7 protein-coding genes are annotated in these 13,836 nt (G+C 70.3%); 6 read left to right on the top strand and 1 reads right to left on the bottom strand.

Annotation, left to right across the window (positions count from 1 at the left end; translation table 11 throughout):
* Window positions 1–90: 90 nt before the first annotated feature.
* Complete coding sequence (locus tag ABZ855_RS27165; RefSeq protein WP_360811117.1) at window positions 91–2,997, bottom strand: glycoside hydrolase family 3 C-terminal domain-containing protein; 2,907 nt, start codon at window positions 2,995–2,997, stop codon at window positions 91–93.
* 363 nt (window positions 2,998–3,360) lie between these two features.
* On the opposite strand from ABZ855_RS27165, the gene ABZ855_RS27160 reads away from it, so the two are divergent.
* The 6 genes from ABZ855_RS27160 (at window position 3,361) to ABZ855_RS27135 (ending at window position 13,809) form a co-directional block, all read left to right on the top strand.
* On the top strand, window positions 3,361–5,040 hold the full coding sequence (locus ABZ855_RS27160; protein ID WP_360811115.1) for an extracellular solute-binding protein: 1,680 nt from the start codon (window positions 3,361–3,363) through the stop codon (window positions 5,038–5,040).
* Window positions 5,040–6,182: an ABC transporter permease subunit gene (locus ABZ855_RS27155; RefSeq protein ID WP_360811113.1), complete on the top strand. Its 1,143-nt coding sequence runs from the start codon at window positions 5,040–5,042 to the stop codon at window positions 6,180–6,182. Before ABZ855_RS27160 ends, ABZ855_RS27155 begins: the two co-directional genes overlap by 1 nt.
* Window positions 6,179–7,105, top strand: coding sequence for a carbohydrate ABC transporter permease (locus ABZ855_RS27150; protein ID WP_360811111.1), 927 nt, complete (start codon window positions 6,179–6,181; stop codon window positions 7,103–7,105). The genes ABZ855_RS27155 and ABZ855_RS27150 overlap by 4 nt, the downstream gene beginning before the upstream one ends.
* 157 nt (window positions 7,106–7,262) lie before the next feature.
* A complete protein-coding gene (locus ABZ855_RS27145; protein WP_360811109.1) occupies window positions 7,263–9,497 on the top strand; it encodes a 1,4-beta-glucanase in 2,235 nt (744 codons plus the stop codon).
* A complete protein-coding gene (locus ABZ855_RS27140) occupies window positions 9,497–11,461 on the top strand; it encodes a beta-galactosidase (protein ID WP_360811107.1) in 1,965 nt (654 codons plus the stop codon). Before ABZ855_RS27145 ends, ABZ855_RS27140 begins: the two co-directional genes overlap by 1 nt.
* The gene (locus tag ABZ855_RS27135; RefSeq protein WP_360811105.1) at window positions 11,458–13,809 is read left to right on the top strand and encodes a glycoside hydrolase N-terminal domain-containing protein; all 2,352 of its coding nucleotides are present in this window, start codon (window positions 11,458–11,460) and stop codon (window positions 13,807–13,809) included. Before ABZ855_RS27140 ends, ABZ855_RS27135 begins: the two co-directional genes overlap by 4 nt.
* Window positions 13,810–13,836 lie beyond the last annotated feature (27 nt).

Below are 13,836 nucleotides of genomic sequence, written 5' to 3'. Positions count from 1 at the left end.
GCCGATGACGCGAACGCGCCGTCACGAAGGGGTCCGGCACCGATGCCTTCCGGTGCCGGACCCCTTCCATGTGCCGACCGCTCCGGACCCTCAACCGGAGAAGTCGACGCGCGCGAGCCGCAGTGGGCCGCGCAGCCTGAGGCGCACGTCGTGGACGCCGTGGACGCCGCCGTCGATGGCGAGCGGGACCCGGACCGTCGTGTAGTCGTACGGGCCCGCGGTCGGCGCCGGGGTGAGTACCGCCGCCGCTTCCTCCTCGTCGTCCAGTACGACCTCGACCAGTCCCTTGCCCGCCACCTGGGCCGTGATCTCGGTGACGCCCGTCCCGAAGTCGCAGTCCCGGTAGAGCAGTTCGGCCTCGTTGCCGCCCGCCGGTGTCACCGCGTCGCCGGACACCTTCGTGAGGTCGACGATCTCGGCGTCGCGCTGTTCGTCGAAGTCGGCTGCCACCAGGCCCAGTTGGCGGACCGGGCGGGGGGAGGGCGGAGTACCGGTCAGCTGGACCGTCGTACGCACGCGGATGTCCTCGCTCGACGCGCCCGCCAGGAGTTCGTACGCGCCCGGTGCGAGGCGGTGTCCGCCGATCGCCACGTCCCAGAACTCCAGGCAGCTGAGCGGGAGTTCGAAGGAGATTGTCGTTGACACACCTGGGGGCAGGGTGACGCGGCGGTGGGCCAGGAGTTCCCTGCGCGGGCGGGCGACCGGAGACTCGGGCGCCTTCACGTACAGCTGCGCCACCTCGTCCGCCGTGACGTCCCCGGTGTTGGCGACCGTGAACGACACCCGCAGTGTCTCGTCGTCCCGGGTCTCCGCCGTCAGGTCGGCGTACGCGAACGACGCGTACGACAGGCCGTGGCCGAAGGGGAACAGGGGGGTGCCCTCGAAGTAGAGGTACGTCTGCCGGGAGCCGATGATGTCGTAGTCCAGCAGGCCGGGCAGGTCGGCGTCGTCCGCGTACCAGGTCTGCGGGAGGCGGCCCGCCGGGGAGACGTCGCCCGCCAGGACGCGGGCCAGCGCGGTGCCGGCCGCCTGGCCGCCGTGCGCGGTCCACAGGGCAGCCGGGATGTCCGTGACATCCACGGCGTACGGGTACGCCGAGACCAGGGCCAGGACCGTCCGGGCATTCGCGGCGCGGGCCGCCTCCAGCAGGCGCCGCTGGTGGGCGGGCAGGCGCAGGGTCGTGCGGTCCTCGGTCTCGCGGCCGTTGATGTGCGGGTCGTTGCCCGCGACCACCACGACCACGTCCGCCCGGGCGGCCACTCTCTTCACCGATTCCTCACCACGTTCGGCGACGATCAGTTCGAAGATCTCCGGAGGGGCCTCGTTCCCGTCGGCAACCTTCACGCCGTCGGCGGCGACGCAGACGTGGCGGCCCGTACCGACGTGCCTGAGGAGGTGACGGTTCTCGTGCGATCCGTGCGATCCGTGCGATCCGTGGGAGTCACTCGCGTGGGGCTCCAGGCGGAACGTCTCCTGGACGACCCAGCCGCCCGGCTGGTCCGCCGACGCCCGTACGTGGCCGTCCTCGGCGACCGACAGATACCGGCCGTCGGGCGCTCGCAGCGTCAGCAGGCCCTCGCCCCAGTCGACCAGCGCGAACTCGGTCCCCTCGGCGTCGGCGGTGAGCGCCGGCAGGTCGGTGCGGCCGGCGAGCAGGGCCGGGTCGAGGGCGCCCTCGGCTCCCCGGGCGACGTCGGGCGCGTCCTCGGCGGGCGGTACGTGCAGGAACGTACCGGCCGATGTGCGCAGCCGTACCCGGTCCACACCCTCGGCGAACTCGACATGCTCGGCGCCGAAGCGCTCGTACAGGCCTTCGAGCGGTGTCGAGCGGTGGATGAGGGTGCCGCTGTACCAGTCGGTCTTGCACTCGTCGGCGAGCAGACCGACGACCGCCACCCGGGTGCCGGGGGCCAGGGGGAGTGTGCCGTCGTCGTTCTTCAGCAGGACGACGGCCTGTTCCGCCGCCTCCTGGGCCAGGGCGCGGTGGGCCGGGGTGTCGAAGTCGGAGGTGTCGGCGTACGGGTCGTCCCGCGGGTCGAACTCGCCCAGGCGGAAACGGACCGAGAGCTGGCGGCGGACCGCCCTGTCGATGTCCTCCTCCGTCAACAGGCCCTGGGACAGGGCGCCTTGGAGACGGGCGAGGATCTTCGAGCTGTCCGTGCCGTGGTCGGTGAAGCTGTCCACGCCGGCGATCAGCGCGGCGGCCGTCGCCTCCTCGTGGGTGTCGAAGTAGTGCTCCGAGTCGACCAGGTTGGAGGGCGCGGCGGCGTCCGAGCAGACCAGCAGGTCCTCGTCGGTCCAGGTGCGCAGGTGCTGCTTCAGGTGCGGCGAGACGTGGTTGGGGCGGCCGTTGACCAGGTTGTACGCGGGCATCACGCCCGCCACCGCGCCCGCCTCGACCGTCTCGCGGAAGGCGCGCAGGTCGTACTCGTGCAGGACGCGCGGGCGGACCGAGGAGGACGTGATGTCCCGGCCGGTCTCGTTGTTGTGGGCCAGCCAGTGCTTGAGGACCGGGGCCGTGCGCCAGTACGTGGGGTGGTCGCCGCGCAGGCCGCGGGTGTACGCGGTGGCGATCGCCGAGGTCAGCTTCGGATCCTCCGAGTAGCCCTCCTCGTTGCGGCCCCACAGGGGGTGGCGCAGCAGATTGACCGTGGGCGCCCAGACGTTGAGGCCGACGCGGTCGTCCCGGGCGCGCATCGCCCTGACCTCCTTGGACACCGCCTCGCCGACGCGCCGCACGAGCTGTTCGTTCCAGGTCGCGCCGAGACCGACCGACTGCGGGAAGACGGTCGCCGGGCCCATCCAGGCGACCCCGTGCAGCGCCTCCTGGCCGGTGCGGAACGCGGCGACGCCGAGGCGCTCGACGGCGGGCGCGAACTGGTGCAGGAACGCGATGCGTTCGTCGAGGGTGAGGCGCGAGACAAGGTCGTCGATGCGCTTCGCGGTCGGCAGCTGCGGATCCCGGAATGGCGGCGAAGGCGGCGTTTGTGCGGTCACTTGGGGTTCCCTTTGCGATGGAGCGGCTCGGCACATTCGAAGCGCTTCGATGCTCATTCGACGTGGGGGTGGGTGTCAAGAGACCCGCGCGCAACAACTCCGTTTCCTGCCTGTGATGTCAGGCCGCTTATGGGGGTGGTTGGGACTGTTGTGCGAGGTCCGGTACTGCTGAGGAATCTTGGATCCGACCCTTGTGCGCCCTCAGGTGTTCACTTAACCTCGCAGCAACATCGAAGCGCTTCGACTACGGGTGAACCGTCGCAGTGGTCGGAGAAACGCTTCAGCTCAGCCAGATCCACTCAAGACACCACAGCCGACGGCCCCACCGCCGGGTGTCCTGGTGCGCCATGAAGGGTTGACGCAATGACGCCGAACGCCGCTTCCGCCTCCTCCGCCCCCAGCCGGAGAAGCTTCCTCGCCTCCACCGCGGTGGTCACCGCAGCGGTGGCGGGCGGGATGCCTCTGCTCTCCGCCTGCGGCGGGTCGGACGGCGGGTCGCACGACGGGACCACCTCGGGCAAGGCCGCGGCCAAGCTGCTGCCTGCGTTCGCCGCCAGCAAGGTCGCCCAGCCGGACCTTCCGTCGAAGAACGGCTCCGCAGCCGGTTACACCGGCAAGGTCGACCTCGCGGCCCTCGCCAGCTCGGTCCCGGCGAAGCTCGGCACCGGCGCCCCCATCAAGATCATGTCCCCGTTCTGGGGCTCGCCGCCGAAGGCCGGATGCGCCTACTACACGGCGCTCGACGCCGCGGCGGGCACGAAGATCACCTGGCAGAACCAGGACGGCAACACCTACGGCCAGAAGCTCGGCGCGGTCCTCGCCTCCAGCTCCATACCCGACATGGTGGTCGTGCCGAGCTGGGAACTGGTCGGCAAGATCTCGAACGCCGTCACCGCGAAGTTCATGGATCTCGGCCCCTACCTCGCGGGCGACAAGGTCAAGAAGTACCCGAACCTGGCCGCGATCCCGTCCGACGCCTGGCGCATGGGCATCTTCGGGGGCGCGCTGCGCGGCATCCCGATGCCGGCCGCCACCGCGAACTGGATCGCGCCGCTGTACCGCAAGGACCTCTTCGACAAGAAGGGCTACTCGGTACCCACATCGCCTGACGAGTTCCTGAGCTGGGCCAAGGAGGCCACCAGCGCCAAGGCCAAGGTGTGGGCCTGCAACGACATGACCTGGTCCGCGTGGAACAACTTCGGCGTCCTCCCCGCCGGGACGCTCGGCTGGAACATCGGCTCCGACGGCAAGCTGACGTACCGCATCGAACAGCCCGAGTACCTCGAAGCACTGGAGTGGGTCCGCAAGCTGTTCGACGCGGGTGTGGTCCACCCCGACGACAAGGCGCGCACGGGCGACCAGGGCCAGCGGTTCACCGCCGGGCAGGTCCTGGTCTGGAACACCAACATCGCCGACTGGTACGGAAAGGCCTCCGAGCAGGCGCAGTCCAACCCGGACCTCGAGATCGACGCCATCGACATCTACGGCGCCGACGGCGGCGACCCGACGCTGTGGGCCTCCCAGCCCGCCACCATCTGGTCGCTGATCCGCAAGGGCGCCTCGAAGGCCACGATCGAGAACGCGCTGGCCGCCGCCAACTTCTCCGCCGCGCCCTACGGCACCAAGGAGCGGATGCTCGTCGACTACGGCGTCGAGGGCACCCACTACACCGTCAAGGACGGCGTTCCGGTCAAGAACGACCTCGGCAACTCCGAGGTGCTCAACGCCTGGGTGATGCTGGCCGCGCCGGCCGCCTACTACGCCCACCCCGACCTCCCCGATGTCGCCCGCAAGCAGGTCGAGTGGCAGCAGCGGAACGGCGCCTTCATGAAGAAGACGTCCACCTTCGGCATGAACATCGTCGAGCCGACCCGCTGGGCGAACCTCTCCAGCCAGTTCGAGCAGCTGGAGATCGACTTCGTACGCGGCAACCGCAAGCTGTCGGACGTGCAGGCCGCCATCTCCACCTGGAAGTCCTCCGGCGGCGACCAGCTGCGCGACTGGTACAAGAAGCTCATCGACCAGAACGGCAGCGGCAACTGATGTCTCTCACGGCGGGGAGCAGGCCCGACGGGACTAGTTCTCCCGCGGCCGCCGGGGAACCGACGGCCGCGGTCGCCGCGACCGTGGCGACGGGACGGGGTGCACGCGGGACGCTCGCGGAAGGCAAAGCGGGCAGAGCGGGCAGGGCGATCGACGAGAGCAAGGCAGGCAGGGCGGGTAAGGCAGGCAAGGCGGGTAGGGCAGGCACGGCGCGCAAGATTCCCTGGCGGGTCCGGCTGCGCCGCGACCGCGCGCTCATCCTGATGACACTGCCCGTCATCTGTCTGCTCGTGGTCTTCAACTACGTTCCACTGCTCGGCAACGTCGTCGCCTTCCAGGACTACGACCCCTACATCTCCACCAACGGCATCACCGCGATCTTCCACAGCCCCTGGGTCGGGGTGGAGCAGTTCTCGCGGATGGTGGACGACCCGTTGTTCTGGGACGCGGTGCAGAACACGATCCTGCTGTTCGCGCTCCAGCTGGTCCTGTTCTTCCCGGTCCCCATCGCCCTCGCGCTGCTCATCAACAGCGTGGTCCGGCCCCGGGTCCGGGCCGTGGCACAGGCGATCATGTACCTGCCGCACTTCTTCTCGTGGGTCCTCGTGGTCACCGTCTTCCAGCAGATCTTCGGCGGCGCGGGCATCATCGCCCAGACCCTGGAGGACCACGGGTGGACCGGGTTCGACCTGATGACCAACGCGGACCTCTTCAAGTACCTGGTCACCGCGCAGGCCGTCTGGAAGGACGCCGGCTGGGGGATCATCGTCTTCCTCGCCGCGCTGGCCGCAGTCAGCACCGACCTGTACGAGGCCGCCGCCATGGACGGCGCGGGACGCTGGCGCCGTATGTGGCACGTGACGCTGCCCGCGCTGCGCCCGGTGATCGCACTGCTGCTGGTCCTGCGGGTGGGCGACGCGCTGAGCGTCGGATTCGAACAGTTCCTGCTCCAGCGGGACGCGGTCGGCGTGGGGGTCAGCGAGGTCCTCGACACCTACGTGTGGAACATGGGTATCCAGAACGGCGACTTCAGCTACGCGGCCGCGGTCGGCCTCGTCAAGGGAGCCATCGGAGTGTGTCTCGTCCTGGCCGCGAACAAGTTCGCGCATCTGCTGGGCGAGCAGGGGGTGTACAAGAAGTGAGCCTCAACACGCAGCTCGTCCGCAGCCTCCGGGCCCCCGCCCGCCCCGTGTGGGAGGAGGCGCCGAGCAAGGTCGGCCTCACCGCCAAGGGCGGCTTCCTCGCGCTCTGCTGTCTGGGCGTGCTCGGCCCGCTCTGGATCGTGATCGTCACCAGCCTCTCCCCGAAACCGGTGATCGACCGGGTCGGCGGGCTCGTCGTGATCCCCCAGGGCATCACGTTCGTCAACTACACGGAACTGCTCAGCGGCGGCCAGGTCAGCCGGGCGATCATGGTCTCGGGCGGTGTCACGCTGTTCGGCACGCTGTTCTCGATGGCGGTCTCGGTGCTCGCTGCCTACGGGCTCTCCCGGCCGGGCAGCCTTGGCCACCGGTTCTTCCTGCTGACCATGATGGCGACCATGTTCTTCGGGGCCGGCCTCATCCCGACGTACCTTCTGGTGCAGACGCTGGGCCTCACCGACACCTATCTGTCGCTGATCCTGCCCAGCGCGGTCAGCGTCTTCAACATCCTTGTCCTGCGGGCCTTCTTCATGGGGATCTCGCCCGAGCTCACCGAGTCCGCGCGGATCGACGGGGCGGGGGATCTGCGGATCCTGCTGACCATCATCATGCCGCTCTCCCGGGCGGTGCTGGCCGTGATCTCCCTGTTCTACGCGGTCGGGTACTGGAGCGCCTGGTTCAACGCGTCCATCTACCTGAGCGATCAGGACATGATGCCGTTGCAGAACGTGCTCATCCAGCTCGTCCAGAAGAACACGGCGAACCCCACGGGACTGCAACAGGCGGTCCGTACCGGGCAGTTGTCGGCGCTGGGGCTGCAGATGGCCGTGATGGTCCTCGCGTTGATCCCTGTCGCGGTGGCGTCGCCGTTCGTCCAGCGCCACTTCAAGAAGGGGATGCTGACCGGGGCGATCAAGGGCTGACGCTCAGGGTTCGCCGTACACGATGCCTCTTGCGGGCTGATGGCGGCCGCGGGGCCGTTGTGGTTGATCGCGCCCACGCGGCGGAGCCGCAAATGTCACCGCCCCGCGCCCCTTTGGGGCGCGTCTTCCTCCCCTTTTTTCAAGATCGAGGTAAGTCATGTCTTCGTCCCGTCCGAGTAGACGTGCTGTTCTTGCCGGTTCGGCCGCTGTCGCCGCGGTGTCCGTCGTGTCTCTCTCCGGTACGGCGGCCCGGGCGGCCACCTCCGCCGAGGCCGCGTCCCCCGCCTACCGCTGGCGCACCGCCGTCATCGGCGGCACCGGATTCGTCACCGGAGTGCTCTTCCACCCCTCCGTACGGGGACTCGCCTACGCCCGTACCGACATCGGCGGCGCCTACCGCTGGGACGAGCGAGCCGCGCGCTGGACGCCGCTCACCGATCACCTCGGGTGGGACGACTGGAACCTCCTCGGAGTCGAGGCGATCGCCGTCGACCCCGCCCACCCCGACCGCGTCTACCTGTCCCTCGGCACCTACGCCCAGTCGTGGGCCGGCAACGGTGCCGTCCTGCGCTCCGAGGACCGGGGCGCGACCTGGGCCCGTACCGACCTGACCGTGAAGCTCGGCGCCAACGAGGACGGGCGAGGCACCGGCGAACGGCTCCTCGTCGACCCGCGCGACAGCGACACCCTGTGGCTGGGAACCCGGCACGACGGACTGCTCAAGTCCACCGACCGGGGCGCCACCTGGGCACCCGCGACCACCTTCCCGGCCACCCCGAGCGCGAGCGGCCAGGGCGTCACCTTCCTGGTCGCGGCCGGCCGCACCGTCTACGCCGGGTGGGGCGACGGCGACGGCAACGGCACCGCCGGTACGGCCAACCTGTACCGCACCTCCGACGGCACCACCTGGGAAGCCGTACCCGGACAGCCCGTCGGCGCCACCTCCGCCAAGGTGCCGATCCGCGCCGCCTACGACCACCACACCCGCGACCTGTACGTGACGTACGGCAACGCGGCAGGGCCCAACGGCCAGTCGGACGGCAGCGTGCACAGGCTGCGCACCACGACCGGCCGCTGGACGGACGTGACCCCGGTCAGGCCTGGCGGGACCACCGCCGACGGCTCCGCCGACACCTTCGCCTACGGCGGAGTCGCCGTCGACGCCTGCCGGGCCGGCACCCTCGTCGTCTCGACCAACAACCGCTGGGCCGACATCGACACGGTGTTCCGTTCCACCAACGGTGGCCGTACCTGGACGTCCCTCAAGGACACCGCTGTGTTCGACGTGTCCGAAACCCCCTTTCTCAAGTGGGGCGCCGCAGCGCCCAAGTTCGGCTGGTGGATCCAGGCCCTCGCCCTCGACCCCTACGACTCCCGCCACATCGTGTACGGGACCGGCGCGACTCTCTACGGCACCCGCGACCTCAAGCACTGGGCCCCGCAGATCCGCGGCCTGGAGGAGACGTCCGTGCGCCAGCTGATCTCGCCCCCGGTCGGGGAGGCGCACCTGCTCAGCGGACTCGGGGACATCGGCGTGATGTACCACGAGCGGCTCACGGCGTCTCCGTCGCGCGGCATGGCGTCGAACCCCGTGTTCGGGTCGGCGACGGGACTCGCCCAGGCCGCGGCCAAGCCGTCGTACGTCGTCCGTACCGGGTGGGGCGACAACGGCAACGGCGCCTTCTCGAACGACGGCGGGCGGAGCTGGGCGCCCTTCGCTGCCCAGCCCGACATCGCCAAGAACGCACCGGGGCCGATCGCCACCAACGCCGACGGCAGCGTGCTGCTGTGGACCTTCGTGCACTGGGACGGCACGAAGTACCCAGCCCACCGCTCCACGGACAACGGCACGACCTGGTCCGAGATCTCCTCCTTCCCGAAGGGCGCCACGCCGGTCGCCGACCCGGCCGACCCGACGCGCTTCTACGCATACGACACCGACATAGGAACGCTATACGCCAGCACTGACAGTGGCCTCTCGTTCACTGCCCGTGCGGGCGGGCTGCCCGCAGGCGACAGCCAGTTCGAGCTGGTCGCGGCGCCGGGAAGGTCCGGTGACCTGTGGCTGAGCGTCAAGTGGAACGGGCTTTACCGGTCCACCGACGGCGGGGCCACCTTCACCAAGGTGGCGAGCTGCTGGGCGGCGTACACGCTCGGCTTCGGCCGCGCGGCCGAGGGTGCCGCCTACCCCGCCGTCTACATGGTGGGCTCCACCGACACCATCACCGCCGTCTACCGCTCCGACGACGAGGCGAAGTCCTGGACGCGGATCAACGACGACGCCCATCAGTGGGGCTGGACCGGCGAAGTGATCACCGGCGACCCGCGCATCCACGGCCGCGTCTACCTCGCCACCAACGGGCGCGGTATCCAGTACGGGGACCCCGTCTGATGCCGGGGCTCGGCGACGCCACCCGGGGGCGGATCCTCTTCGGCGGCGACTACAACCCCGAACAGTGGCCCGAGGAGACCTGGCACGAGGACGTCCGGCTGATGAAGGATGCCGGGGTCAACTCCGTCACGCTCGGCGTCTTCTCCTGGGCGAAGCTCGAACCCCGGCCCGGCGCACGGGAGTTCGGCTGGCTCGACCGGCTGATGGACCTCATGCACGCAGACGGAATCGGCGTCGTCCTCGCCACGCCCACCTCCTCGCCGCCGCCCTGGATGGGCCGGCTGCACCCGGAGACCCTGCCGGTCGCCGAGGACGGGCGGATCGAATGGTGGGGCGGGCGCCAGCACTTCTCGCACTCCAGCGCGGTCTACCGCCGCTACGCCGCCGCCATCACCGAGGACCTGGCCGCCCGCTACGGCAGTCATCCGGCCCTCACCATGTGGCACATCAACAACGAGTACTGCACCTACGACTGGGGCGACGAGTCGGCCGCCGCGTTCCGCCGCTGGCTCCAGGACAGGTACGGCACGCTGGACGCTCTCAACGAGGCCTGGGGGACGGCGTTCTGGAGCCAGGGGTACGGCGACTGGTACGAGATCCTGCCGCCACGCCTTCCGCACTACATGCGCAATCCCGCCCAGGTGCTCGACTTCAAACGGTTCACCTCCGACGCGCTTCTGGAGTGCTACCTCGCGGAACGCGACATCGTCCGCCGCCACACCCCGCACCTGCCGGTCACCACCAACTTCATGCCGATGTGGGTGGGTCAGGACGCTTGGCGCTGGGCCGAGGAGGAGGACGTCGTCTCCGTCGACCTCTATCCCGACCCGCGCGACCCGTTCGGTGCCCAGCAGGGCGCACTCGTACAGGACATGACCCGTTCGCAGGCACGCGGACCGTGGATGCTGATGGAACAGGCGGCCGGTCCGGTCAACTGGCGTGGCGTCAACCACCCCAAGCCGCGCGGGCTCAACCGTCTCTGGTCGCTCCAGGCGGTGGCGCGCGGTGCCGACGCCGTCTGCTACTTCCAGTGGCGGCAGTCCCGGCAGGGCGCCGAGAAGTTCCACTCCGGCATGGTCAGCCACGCCGGCGAGCACGGCCGCACCTACCAGGAGGTCAAGCAGCTCGGCGCCGAACTGGCCTCCATCAGCACTGCAGTGACGGACAGTCAGACGACGAACCACATCGCCGTTCTCCATGACTGGCACGCCTGGTGGGGCGGCGCCCAGGAGGGGCGGCTCTCCTCCGAGGCGGACTACCCGCAGGTCGTACGGGCCTGGCACCGGGCCCTGTGGGAAGCGCATCTCACGACGGACTTCGCCCATCCCGAGCACGACCTGTCCGCCTACCGGCTCGTGGTCGTACCGCAGTTGTACCTGCTCACGGACGCGGCGATCGACAACCTCCTCGCCTACGTACGCGGCGGCGGCACCCTCGTCTGCGGCTTCCTGACCGGCGTCGCCGACGAGGACGACCGGGTACGGCCCGGCGGCATGGACGCCCGGCTGCGCGGCCTCTTCGGACTGCGCACCCTGCACGAGTGGTGGCCACTGGACGCGGGTGAGACGGTCGAAGTGGACGGCTTCCAGGGGCACTTGTGGTCCGAGGAACTCGAGGCCGACGACCCCGACGAGGTGACCGCGTACAAGGGCGGCGAACTCGACGGGCTGCCCGCGGTACTGCGCAAGGGGAACGCCTGGTACCTCTCCACGCTCCCCGAGCCCGACGCGCTGCGGGACCTCCTCGCCCGGATCGGCGCCGACGCGGGCGTCCGACCGGTGCTGGACGCGCTGCCGGCCGGGGTCGAGGCGGTCCGGCGCGGTGAGCTGCTCTTCGTGCTCAATCACGGCACCGACCCCGTGACCGTCCAAGTCCCCGGTGTGCACCGCGACTTGTTGACCGGCGACATCGTCATGGACGAGGTGTCGCTGGGCCGCTACGGGGTGGCGGTGCTGAAGCCATGACCGACGGACCCGTCCACGGAACCTGGGAACCATGTCCCGCCGCGCGCTGGGAAGACGGCTACCTGAGCGGCAACGGCCGCCACGGCGCCCTGGTTCTCGGCGCCCCGGACGGTGACCGTGTCGTCGTCACACACCACACCCTGGTCCGCCCGAACGGCAGCGAACACGCCCGCCCACCGCACCTCGCGGACCAACTGGCCACCGTCCAGGACCGCTTGCTGGCCGGGGACACGACGGCCGCCGAAGGCTTCACCGACGGGCGGGAGCTGCAGTGGGTGCAGCCCTTCCACCCGGCGTTCCAGGTGCGCCTGCGCGGCGGACCACCGACGGCGGAGGCCGGTGAATACCGCCGGTCCGTCGACTTCACCACCGGGGTCGTCGAGGCGGAGTGCGAAGGGTGGCGCAGCCGGGTCTTCGTGTCCCGCGCGGACGACGTCATCGTCCAGCACGTCACCCTCGCCCCCCACCACACCCTCGACATCGACCTCGATCACCGACTCCCCAACGCCCCAGCCGAGTTGGGCGTCGGCCAGAGTGTGGTGCGCACCCCCGAGGGCGCCCTGATCACCCTCCGTGTCCGTTACCCGGGCAGCGACCGCGCGTACACCGGCGTGACCCTCGTCGTCCCGACGGGCGGGACCACCACCCTCGCCCCGCCCGGCGTCCGGGCGGAGGGCGCGGAGTCCGTGCTGCTGCTGACCCGGGTCGTCCGGCACCTCGGCGAACGGGACACGGCGGAGGACGCCCGGGCCCTGCGCGACCTGCTGTCGGACGCGGAGGACGACGAGCGCCCGCGGCCGGACGACCGTGAACCCGGGTCGGACGACGGCGAACCCGGGTCGGGCGACGGCGCACTTACGTCGGGCGAGCGGACGTACGACCGGCTCCTCGCCCGCCACATCCCCCTCCACCGCACCGCCTACCAACGCGTCACCCTCGAACTCGACGCCGAACAAGCCGAACGTGCCCTCCCCGGCACCGAGTTGCTCGCCCGGACGAAGAGCCCCGCGCTCCTGGAGCGTCTCTTCGCCGCCGGTCGCTACCACCTGCTCTCCGCCAGCGGAATGCTCCCGCCCCGGCTGCCCGGCCTGTGGACCGGCGACTGGAACACCGCGTGGTCCGGAGCGTTCACCACCAACGCCAACCTCAACCTCCAGACCGCGTCGGCGGTGGCCGGCGCCCTCCCTGAAGTCACCGCAGCACAGGCATCTCTGATCAACCGTCAGATCGACGACTGGCGGGAGAACGCCCGCGCGGTCTTCGGTGCCCGGGGCCTGGTCGCGCCCTCGCACACCGACGGCGAGTCGGGAGGCGCGTACCACTTCTCCCGCGAGTATCCGCTCCACCTCTGGACGGCAGGCGCCGACTGGCTGCTGAAACCGCTCGTCGACCACGACGAAACCGAAGGCGTCCGCGATCCGCGCACAGCCGCCCTGCTCGCCGAAGTAGCCCTGTTCTACGAGGACTTCCTCACCCGCACCGACGCCGACGGCAACCTCGTCGTCGTCCCCTCCTACTCACCGGAGAACCGTCCCGCAGGCGCGAGCTGGGGCGCGATCAACGCGGCCATGGACCTCTCGGCGGCAAGGCACGCCCTGCTCACCGCCGCCGACCACTACTCCGGAGACCACGGAGACCCCGGAGAACCCGGAGACCCCGGAGACCCCGGAAACTCCGAACGGGCCGACCGCTGGCGGGAGTTGGCCGACCGCCTACCGCCACACCGCGTCAACGCCGACGGCGCGCTCGCCGAATGGGCGTGGCCCGGCCTGGACGACACCTACGACCACCGACACCTCAGCCATCTCTACGGTGTCTGGCCGCTCGACGAGATCAACCCCTACGACACCCCCGACCTCGCCGCCGCCGCTCACCGTGCGCTCCAACTCCGGGGCGCCGAGAACGACTCGGCGCACGGACACCTGCACCACGCGCTGATCGCGGCCCGCCTCCGCGACGGCGAACGGGTCACCCACGCCCTCGGTCAGGTGCTCGACGGCGACTTCTTCCACGCCTCCCTGATGAGCGCCCACTACCCCGGGCGGGACGTCTACAACGCGGACGCCGCCCACGCCCTGCCCGCGGTGCTCATCGAGGCGCTCATCCAGTCGACCCCCGACCGACTGGTCCTCCTTCCGGCGCTCCCGGCGACCTGGCCCTCGGGCCGACTCCGGGGCGTACGGACGAGGTTCGGCGCGGAGGTCGACCTCGACTGGGGGCCGGGGCGAGGCCGGGCCGTCGTACGACCCACCCGAACCCACCGGATCGACCTCAGGACTTCCTCCGGCGCACGCCCGCTCGATCTCGTCGCCGGAGAAGACCGCGTTCTCGACCTGGGACCGCGGTAATCCCACCGAGGAACAGCGCGACAGACA

The sequence above is a fragment of the Streptomyces sp. NPDC047042 genome (assembly GCF_040644035.1).
Taxonomy (GTDB): domain Bacteria; phylum Actinomycetota; class Actinomycetes; order Streptomycetales; family Streptomycetaceae; genus Streptomyces.
This window is presented reverse-complemented; position numbering and strand designations above follow the sequence as displayed.